We start from the raw sequence: 9,280 nt of genomic DNA, 5'->3' as shown, positions 1-9,280 counted from the left end.
GGGGGTCTTAAACCCAAGTTCCCTCCGGTCACGGGCAGGAGTTAGGGGTCAGTTTTCCTCTACTCTTGAACTGCCCCCTAACTCCTGCCTTCGTTGATAAAAAAATATTCAACTAGTTATTTTAGAATGTGCGTCTCGCCCACCTGTAATTAAGAGCGGACAAGATGTCCACCTTACAAAATTGAATAATTTATTTGTTGGAAATCCCTAATTAATTTAGTTTGTCAAACTTTAGAATGAGAGATTATGTCTAATTATTTCTTATTTCTGAACCTATAGTTAGAGATAAAAAATCGTCTGGGTTGTTAGTTTTTAGATGTAATCGCCAATAGATTAGCCGCTAATTAAATTTGCTGTTTGATAAACTTTTCTTTAAAAAAAGACAAATCGAATTGTATCAGGAGTTAAGAATGAATATGAATTTTCAAAATCTTCGCAAGTCTGTTGAGTTATTTGGCGCTATATGTGGTGGATTATTGATCACTCTGCCAGCAATTCCTCAAGCAATAGCACAACAATCAGTAGCACAACAATCTACTCCCAAGATTAATCCCTGCCCGAGAATTTTCTACGAAGAACCACATAACAGTCGGGTTGTGGTACCGCAGGGATGTCCTGCGAATGCGCTAACTCAAAGACTAGCCGCTCAAGGGCTTCTTCCCGCCTCTGCTAACCCATCACAAGAGCAAACAACATTAGGTGTCGGCGGTGAAGCACCCCAGGGAACGCAACCTTCGACTTCATCACAACCTGGTGTCAGCCCAGCAACCGCAGCCCCAGGTGAGCAAACTCTAACGCCCGGAAGCCCAAATACTTCAATAATTCAACCACCTTTACCCAGTGAGCAACAAGCCCCCAGCGCTACGATCGCACTAGCCAATGGTAGAGTTAATATCAGGTTGGTAAATGAAACTGCGACTAATGTAACCTACCAAGTAATTGGCGATACGGCACCGCGATCGCTACCAGGTAAGTCTGATGTGACATTACAAAGTTTAAGCGCACCAGTAACTGTAACATTCCAACGTGAAGATGGCGGACAGTTGACGGTAACACCACAGTCCTCGTCAGAGTCAGGAAGTTTAGAAGTTAGATTTGACGAAGCCACCGATGTAGCACAAGGTAAAAGTGCTATGAGGATTGAACAAAATGGTTTAGTCTTCTTGAATTAATCAAACGTGAGTTCGATGAACCTCTCCCTGATTTGAACTAAAGTTCAAATCTGTCCCTCTCCAATTTGGAGAGGGAAGGTTTTGCGTAATAAAAGCAGAGAGAGGTCTTTTCGTTAGGTAATTTGGTGGACATGATCTGAGCCGTCGAACTCATGTTAATTAAAGAGTAAATTCTGCCAATTTTAGATTTCTGCTTTAATCCAAAATCTAAAATTCAAAATCTAAGATTGAATAATTCCTACTTTCGCTGAAGCATTTTAGTTAACTGATCCAGCAATTGCACCTCTTGTTTGCTGTCTTTTAATGTCCGTGCTAGTATAATTGCCCTTTCGTAAAAATTGCGGGCAGTTAGGTAATTACCTTGTTGCTTGTATAACTGAGCGTAAGACTCAAAAGATTTTAATTCTTCTCGCAAATTTTGCAATTCTTTAGCGAGTGTTAAACGTTGCTCTAGTAAATCAGAAGCCCGTTCATAACGTCCCACAGCAGTATGAGCCGTAACTAAACCGTCAATTGCTCGTAATTCATTAGTGCGATCGCGGTTAGTTTTAGCTATCTGCATTGCCGCCCCATAAGTGCCAATCGTATCCTGATAATTCCCAGATGCTAAGTAAGCATCACCTAAATTATTTAGGGTATTTGCTTCACCGATAGCATCGCCAGTCTGACGGCGGAAAATTAAAGCTTTTTCATACAATTTAATCGCTTTATTATACTCTCCCAACCTGGCATTTACCAAACCTAAATTGCTTAAAGATAGTCCTTGACCTTCAATATTTTTGACATTGTGAGCAATTGCAAGGGCATCTTCAACAGTTTTACCAGCAGTAGAAAATTCTCCTTGTTGCAAGAAAAATGTACCAATATTATTCAGCACAAAAATCTGAGCTTGAAAGTTTTTAGTGTCACGAGCGATCGCTAATCCTCTTCGTAAAGCATCCTCTGCTTCTTTTAAACTACCTAGCTGAACATAAGCCTTAGCAAGCAAATTGTAAGCCAAACCTTGTGCTTTCAAGTCGCCAATTGAGTGATATAGTTCCAGTGCCCGCAAGCAAGATACAATTGTTTTACCAGCATATCCTGAGGCGTATTGTTGTTCACCGATACTCAGCAAACTATCTGCTTCATCTCTTGATTGTTGCCCAACAGAACTATTTAAAGGACGGTGGAGTTGTTGCGTAATATCAACCGCACCCGCCACTATAGGACTCAGCAAAAAAGTAAATACTAAAAAACTGTGTAAAAGCACTTGGAAACGAGAAATCGCACCTACACAAACTAAGCCTAGTTTTTGCCTGGGAAATACAAGCCGTTGTTTCATAAAAATTACCCGTAAAGTTGCGGGTTTAAGTAGAAGGTCTAAGAAGAAGTTTTAAGTTTTTAAATTGAAGACAAACAATATAAGCGTTTACACTTAAGTTATTATTTAGCAGAATCTTCCCCAAAGTATATGGCGCGGATATCTGTGGGTAATTTGTCCTCTAGCATACGATAGCCTTCCTGGAGAAAATTGGCTACTTCGCTTGCAGCGATCGCTTCTCCTTCGGCTTGCAGATAGGCGGCGATTCTAGTTTCGCTCCAGTGGAAAGTTTGAGCCATTAACACGATTAATCGCAAAACAGGTGGTAGTTGGTCTAATGCTTGTTCTACATAGCACCATAGTGGCGGCGAAGTCGCTTGTAGAGAATAATGAATTGCTTCTGTGGGTGGTAACTTAATCTCGTTAATACAGAAAGCTGTCATATTAATTAACCAATTTTGCATGGTTAAGGCTTCCTCACCTGATTCAGAGGCAGTTAAATTTAGCCCACCGAGTTCGTAGTAGATATGTCGCCAAGTGAGGGCAAACAGATAATCTGCCTGCACAGGCGATCGCGCCGAATGCCGAATTAAGGTATACACTATGGGACTATAACGGCAAAAAATCACTGTAAAGTACTTTCCGGCATCTGGATTTTGCTGAAACAAAGTCAGGAGTTCATGGTCACTGTGATGAAACAGCGACTTCACCAGTGGGTGATTAGCTTCCGGGAAATGAGGAATTTGCATAAGCCTTTCAATTGATAGTTGTTAAAATAGTTTTGAGAATTGCACTCCCGTAGTTAATCGCATAATATCTTGGTGTTGCCCAGTTTGTAGCCCAAACTCAGACTACTTGAGTATTGATAAACTAGAAACAAAGACTTAATTTTAGTCTTAATCGACAATCATAAAATCGGCTCCCTTATAGAATCCTTATTTGTTCATGGTTATAGCAGTTAGTGTGATATCGTTCCTGCTCAGTCCCCTTACGTTAGGCTCCTTTCTGCCTTCTCTGCCCTTAGATAGCCTGTTCTCCACTCAAGGCATTATGGTGATGCTGCTAGCAGCTTACGCTGGCGCAATGTGGATGTTTCTCACCAGTGCCCCAAAAGTACACACTGTAATGGTGTCGGATTTGGAGATTGCCCGACAGTTGTATGAAGGGCTGCTAGATTTGCCAGCAGCTGAGGTGCCATTGCACTACTACTACAATTACGAACAAACCATCGGCGCCACTGGGATTGATCCGTTATATATGTCTACTGGGCCGAGTTTGTCTAGCAAAATGATGAATAATGCCAACGATGGGCTATGGTATCAATTGAAGAAAAACACCCAGCTACACGTTATTACTGGTGCGAGTTTAGGTAGCAAAAATCAGCAACGCCACGTTTGCTTTGACCATGACTGCCTGGAAATGATTTTAATGCGAGTCGAAGTGCGCGGCTTGAAATTCAAGATTCGCAACCAGAAGCCCCTGAATTTTTTGGTCAAGGACTATGAAGGGCGCGTGATTGAGGTGGCTGAGGTAGCGAATTAATTATTAGATTCTAGATGATTTTATATTGTGTGGTGCGTAGCTTGCCGTCGTAGGCATCGCGCCACACAATATTTTTTTAAATAGTTAGGCGTAAATAAATTCAAGTTTGTAGTAAGGACTTTAGTCCTGATAAACCTTGCTATGAGCAATGAATCGCTCACTAAAGAAAGTCATTATAGGGTTTTGCTAGGTAGAAACTTATGACCCTTGAAAAGATGTACGCATCTCACCTGTATAAAACAGATTTCTATGGTTGGACTCAAGAGCAGGCTAGCTTGCTCAAAGCTCAACAGTGGAATCAATTAGATACAATCAACCTAATTGAAGAAATTGAAACTTTAGGTAGAAGAGAACGGCAAGAATTGAGAAATCGGCTAGGAGTATTGCTAAGACACTTGCTGAAAGGGCAATTTCAAGCTGAAAAACGTAGTAATAGCTGGTTGGGTACAATTCGAGAGCAACGTGTTCAAATTAAGCTGCTTCTGCAAGATAGCCCTAGTTTGAAACCCTATCTCGATGAAGTTTTCCTGACTATTTATGAACTAGGTTTAGCTTTAGCAATTCGAGAAACTGAGTTAGGTGAGCAAGTTTTTCCAGAAGTATACCCTTACACTTTAGGTGAAACTCTAAATCCTGAATTCTTACCAAATCTGAATCAGGTTGATGAGAAGGGCGAGTAATTACGCCAATATTATTTTTTCACCGTAAACCGTGGCAAATAAAAGCAGCCCAGTAATGAGGAGCGGAAAAGGGAAATTCCTCTATGGACTTTTCTAACACCTCAATTTGATTTTTAAGCTTCTGATACTTTAGAAATTTACGAGTCCATTTTAACCATTCTGCTGAACGTCGCTCATATTGGAATCTTTTACTCTGCGCTTCTTCAAATTCAGTTTTTGCGTGATTGTATAGTTTTTTAATATCCTTCCTCCTCAAAAATTCCTCTTTCTTAAGTTCGCGCAGTTTGATTTGGGCTTGCTGTAAAGCTTCAGGACGATTTTTACCTTCTTGTCGCTGCTGGTAGTAAAAAATGGAAAATAATGCTGTAGCTAAATCATCTACTACCCAAAGAGTACTGACGACACTTCTAGCACCAGCACACAAAAAACCTGTGGCAAGAGTCAGAATATCATCAGTCAGGGAAGGAGTATCCAAGTTAGTTTCACAGCAAGAGAGAAACACTTCTACAAGCTGAGGCAAACGCCAACTGGGTGTCCTTAATTCCCCCAAAGTAATATCACCATCCGCTAATTTTAAACAAGATTCTAAAGGATTATAGAGGCGAGATATGGCATGGTGGCAGGAATGGAGTACATTAACTTGTTTTGCTAATTGTCGATAGTTTTCACAAGTGGCTTGACTGCTGCCAATTAATCTGTTTTCTGGTGGAATGTTATACATTTGGGCGAGTTTTTCGCCTTCAAATCTGGTGGAAGGAAGGTTATCTTCGGCATCTTCCACAGTTCCATATTGTAGAGATATTTCATTAAATGTTCCTACATTGTCGCGTTGCTGACAAAATTCTAAAATTTGGCAGCTTGGGGTATAACGAATTAGAAATTTATCTCCTAAATATTCCTGATATTCTCCTGTGGGCAAAGCAGCGAAGGGAATCTGATGCAGTAACAGGTGAGGGACTAAAATTAATTGTTCTATTCCTTGAAGATGTTGGGATATGAGTTCAGATATTTGCAGTCGTTCAGTTAGTCCGCATAGATTACTGTTAATTTGAGTTTCCCATTTTTTGGGATCATACCTATAAGGTAATAACCAATTCTGCTCAATCCAGCCTTGCAACGCTTCTAACCCCTGTCCTGTGCAGGTGTAGAGAGTAATTTGGTTTTGCTGCACAATAAAAATATGTGTGTCGCTGTTTGTAATGTAGAAACTGAGGATAGCTGTATTGGATTGGTCAATTAGATTTTGAATTTCTGACAAGCTGAGGGAGTTTACTTGAATTTCACCAGCTAATACGGGATCTTCACGTCTGAGATTTTCCCAAACTTGTTGTTTTTGTGTTTCTAAAAATATAATTTTTTGATTGCGTTCTTCCCAAATAGCGCGTGTATCACTGCGATTATTTTCAGATTTATGGCTTTGGCGTTCTTGGTCAATTTTTTGTTGCAGTTCTACATACTGCTGCAATAACTCCTCAACTACTGGGGGAATTTCGCCGCCTTGAGAGAGATTGTAGCTTGCCATTAAGTCTACCAGGCGTTTGGAACGCGATCGCTCTGAATATTCAAAAGCTTTTTCTATTTCTCCGGCGTTGATGCAAGCTTGCACCATGCTTTCGTAAATGCCGATGGATTCTTCTAGAATTTCTTGACGGCGTGATTCGGATTTTACCCAACTGCGCCTAGTTTCTATTGCTTGAATAGCAATAATATAGCCATCAATAGCTTCTTTCCAAAGTCCTGATTTAAAAGCAGTTTTTCCAAGGTTGTGAGCAGTTATAACTGCTTCAGCAGGATAGATTTCAGGTGTATGAATTTCTAGGGCTAATCCATAATGGGTTATTGCTATAGTCGTTAAACCTTGGTCGCGGTAAGCATTACCCAAGTTATTCTGAAGTATGGCATAGACAAATGGATAATTTTCACGGGTATAAAATTTTAAAGAATCATAGCAAGATTTAACTGCCAATTGCAAATTTTTTTGTGGGTCTCCCTGAACTCTTTTATTATATGCAATACCCAAATTCATTTGAGTATATGCCCATTCTTTAAAAAAACTATTTTGATTTATTACTTCTAATACCTCATTATAAATATTTATTGCTAAATCCCATTTTTCTGAGTGATTATTATTCAGTAAATCACAGTAAGCAGATGCATTAATTTAGTATTTAGCTAATTTGTCAGATTCGTTAGATGTGTCTTGCTTGACATTTATAAAAAAGTTGATTATGAATAATATAAATTACGAATATCTGCCAACTTATTCAGCAATACTCAGCTAAATCCAACAACTCAATTTCATCAACTTCATCACTGCTCCCGCGATTATTTTCTCCAACTGCCACACTACCCGCTAATACATTTTTCACAGCAAAAATCTGGTCTTCTTCAAATAAACTCAGACATTTTTCCAAATTAACAGCAATCTCTTGGAACGATTTATCTTTTAACTGCTTTCTTACCCTCACCGCTATCAAGTCATCACTTTGCAGGAAATTAGTCACTAATTCTACAAAACTTTGCTGCCCATCTTCGTCTTCTCCCCATGTTTCTAGCCAATCTCCATCAACATCATCACAATATAAATGAGCGGCTTCAAGCCCATACTTCATGATGTCATCCTGTACTTTTTGAGCAGCTTCTACAGCTTCTAAAAAGTTGTCTAATCTCTGTTGACGGCCAGATTGTTTTTCCAGAACCATAAGGACTCACTTTGTTAAGTAATAATGTGGCTATACAAATCCAGGAAATGAAAGTGACCGACAACTATAAATTAAATTTTAAATAACTACCTATACTAAGATTATCGCTGTTATTCAATAATATGTTGACTATCTGATTCACAAAATCACTTGCACGGGGATTGTAACTTAAAAATAATCCTCTATCTATTGCCCAAAAAATTAGGGTATTTTCCCAATCATCAAACTTTTCTTGAGAAAATTCTTCTGAAACGCTAGTGAGTTGAATATATAGTGGACTCTCTTGGGTACTGCTAACAATTATATCAGTTGCCATAGACAGGTCTGCAATATAGCGTAGTACAATTGTCCCGCCACAACTTTTAATATTATTAGCAATAGAGTCAATTAATTGAGCATCCTCCTGATTGAACTCCCCCGCCATCAGCTTTCGTTTCCAGATATAAAATTTAGGGTCGTTTTCACTCAACCATTTAGGAAACAAGTAGCCATACCAATATTTTAAAGTTGGATTCAGCACTATTAAAGCTGATTGCTGCTCTTCTTCAGATGGTAATGATTTAAGTTTCAGCCAAACTTCAGCATCTTGGATTATTTGTTGCAAAAACAGGATGACAAATCTTTTAGCAGTCAGGGAACCCGGTTTGACATCTTTCACCCAGCGATTTATCTCTTCTAACCTTTTCGCTAAATCAAGATCTATGACAGACGCTTCCTCAATTAGTAATCTTAATTGTTTTTTAATTTCTTGGGCTTGCAAATAATGATAAACCTCAAAACTGGAGTTGGTCGCTGAAATTTTTAATATTATTTTATCAGTCTAAGCGATAGGTGAAAAACTCCCCATTTTGAGATTGGAGGTGTAGCACCAAGGTAGACTGTAGTCTGTGTCATCCTAAATATCTGCCAACTTTTCTAGCAATTCTTCAGCTAAATCCAACAACTCAATTTCATCAACTTCATCACTACTTCCGCGATTACTTTCTCCACACGCTACATTAGCAGCTAAAACATTTTTCACAGCAAAAATCCTATCTTCTTCTTCAGATAGACTCAAACATTTTTCCAACTCAGCCGCAATTTCTTGGATTGTTCTTAAACCTAAACGCTCTCTCACTTTCAGCGCTACCGAATCGTCACTTTCCAGCAGTTTTACCAAAGCTGTTCTCAGTCTATTATCCTCGCTAGAAAACTTCTCAACGGCTACACGCACATATTCCCGCACGCTCATGTTTGCCGCCAATGCCTTTTGGAAAACTACATCTGGTACATCTACCAGCAATACACCTTCGTTATCACTGGCTTGATATAAGTCATCCCCTTGTTTGACGGTTACCAGCAAATCTGCACCCAAGGCGTGTAAATAGTGCAGTACTGATTCCAACTCATGTTCTTTTAACGCTGACTCTAGTTTGGACACCGCAGCCTGCTTTACTCCAAGTTTTTCCGCTAGCTGCGCCTGAGTCAATCCTGCTTTATTACGTATTTCCCGCATGGCATCGGTAAGATATAGGCGTAAATACTCTAACTTTCCCGCCAAAATCACCTCTGGTTCGTCGCTGACTTTCTGTTGCAACCAAGCTTGAAAATTAGGCTTTTTCATTACTCTTCCCTCTGCTGCAATTCACGCAATCTCACTCTTGCAGGTTCTTTGTCTCTATCTTTGATAGCGCCGTCGTATTTCTTCATAAAGGCGTGCAGCACCACAAATCTCTGAGGAGTAGCAGCCGTTAACAGGACTTACGCAACTGGCACAGGCGATCGCTAATCACTGGTACTTTAGTACTATAAAAAGGCGTTTTAAAATCAGCCCTTTTTGGAATTGTTGATAGTAACTAATCAAGTAGATTCCAAGAAAAATTTTATGAGAGAATAAGTAGCAGG

General features: G+C 39.5%; 9 protein-coding genes. 3 read left to right on the top strand and 6 right to left on the bottom strand.

What is annotated here, in order from left to right:
- Positions 1-410: 410 nt before the first annotated feature.
- Entirely contained in the window at positions 411-1,172 is a 762-nt protein-coding gene (locus H6G26_RS35120; protein ID WP_190735832.1) for a hypothetical protein, read from the top strand.
- Between the two features lie 238 nt (positions 1,173-1,410).
- On the opposite strand, the gene H6G26_RS35115 is transcribed toward H6G26_RS35120, so the two are convergent.
- Entirely contained in the window at positions 1,411-2,493 is a 1,083-nt protein-coding gene (locus tag H6G26_RS35115) for a tetratricopeptide repeat protein (protein WP_190735830.1), read from the bottom strand.
- A 101-nt stretch (positions 2,494-2,594) separates the two neighbouring features.
- Positions 2,595-3,221, bottom strand: a complete 627-nt coding sequence (locus H6G26_RS35110; RefSeq protein ID WP_190735828.1) for a sigma-70 family RNA polymerase sigma factor — start codon at positions 3,219-3,221, stop codon at positions 2,595-2,597.
- A 196-nt stretch (positions 3,222-3,417) separates the two neighbouring features.
- Between H6G26_RS35110 and H6G26_RS35105 the strand changes: the two genes are divergently transcribed.
- Together H6G26_RS35105 and H6G26_RS35100 are read left to right on the top strand one after the other, a co-directional pair.
- Positions 3,418-4,014: a glyoxalase-like domain protein gene (locus H6G26_RS35105; RefSeq protein WP_190735826.1), complete on the top strand. Its 597-nt coding sequence runs from the start codon at positions 3,418-3,420 to the stop codon at positions 4,012-4,014.
- Between the two features lie 215 nt (positions 4,015-4,229).
- A complete protein-coding gene (locus tag H6G26_RS35100) occupies positions 4,230-4,694 on the top strand; it encodes a DUF29 domain-containing protein (protein WP_190735836.1) in 465 nt (154 codons plus the stop codon).
- 19 nt (positions 4,695-4,713) lie between these two features.
- Here H6G26_RS35100 and H6G26_RS35095 read toward each other — a convergent pair whose 3' ends face one another.
- From H6G26_RS35095 to H6G26_RS35080, 4 genes are all read right to left on the bottom strand, one after another.
- Positions 4,714-6,660 carry a CHAT domain-containing protein gene (locus tag H6G26_RS35095; RefSeq protein WP_242054116.1) on the bottom strand — a complete coding sequence of 649 codons (1,947 nt, stop codon included), beginning with the start codon at positions 6,658-6,660 and terminating at the stop codon, positions 4,714-4,716.
- A 298-nt stretch (positions 6,661-6,958) separates the two neighbouring features.
- Positions 6,959-7,396, bottom strand: a complete 438-nt coding sequence (locus H6G26_RS35090; protein WP_190735824.1) for a hypothetical protein — start codon at positions 7,394-7,396, stop codon at positions 6,959-6,961.
- 64 nt (positions 7,397-7,460) lie between these two features.
- Positions 7,461-8,156 carry a hypothetical protein gene (locus tag H6G26_RS35085; protein WP_190735822.1) on the bottom strand — a complete coding sequence of 232 codons (696 nt, stop codon included), beginning with the start codon at positions 8,154-8,156 and terminating at the stop codon, positions 7,461-7,463.
- A gap of 135 nt (positions 8,157-8,291) precedes the next feature.
- Positions 8,292-8,999, bottom strand: a complete 708-nt coding sequence (locus H6G26_RS35080) for a helix-turn-helix domain-containing protein (protein ID WP_190735820.1) — start codon at positions 8,997-8,999, stop codon at positions 8,292-8,294.
- Positions 9,000-9,280 lie beyond the last annotated feature (281 nt).

This window comes from Nostoc sp. FACHB-888 (assembly GCF_014696655.1).
GTDB lineage: Bacteria > Cyanobacteriota > Cyanobacteriia > Cyanobacteriales > Nostocaceae > Nostoc.
This window is presented reverse-complemented; position numbering and strand designations above follow the sequence as displayed.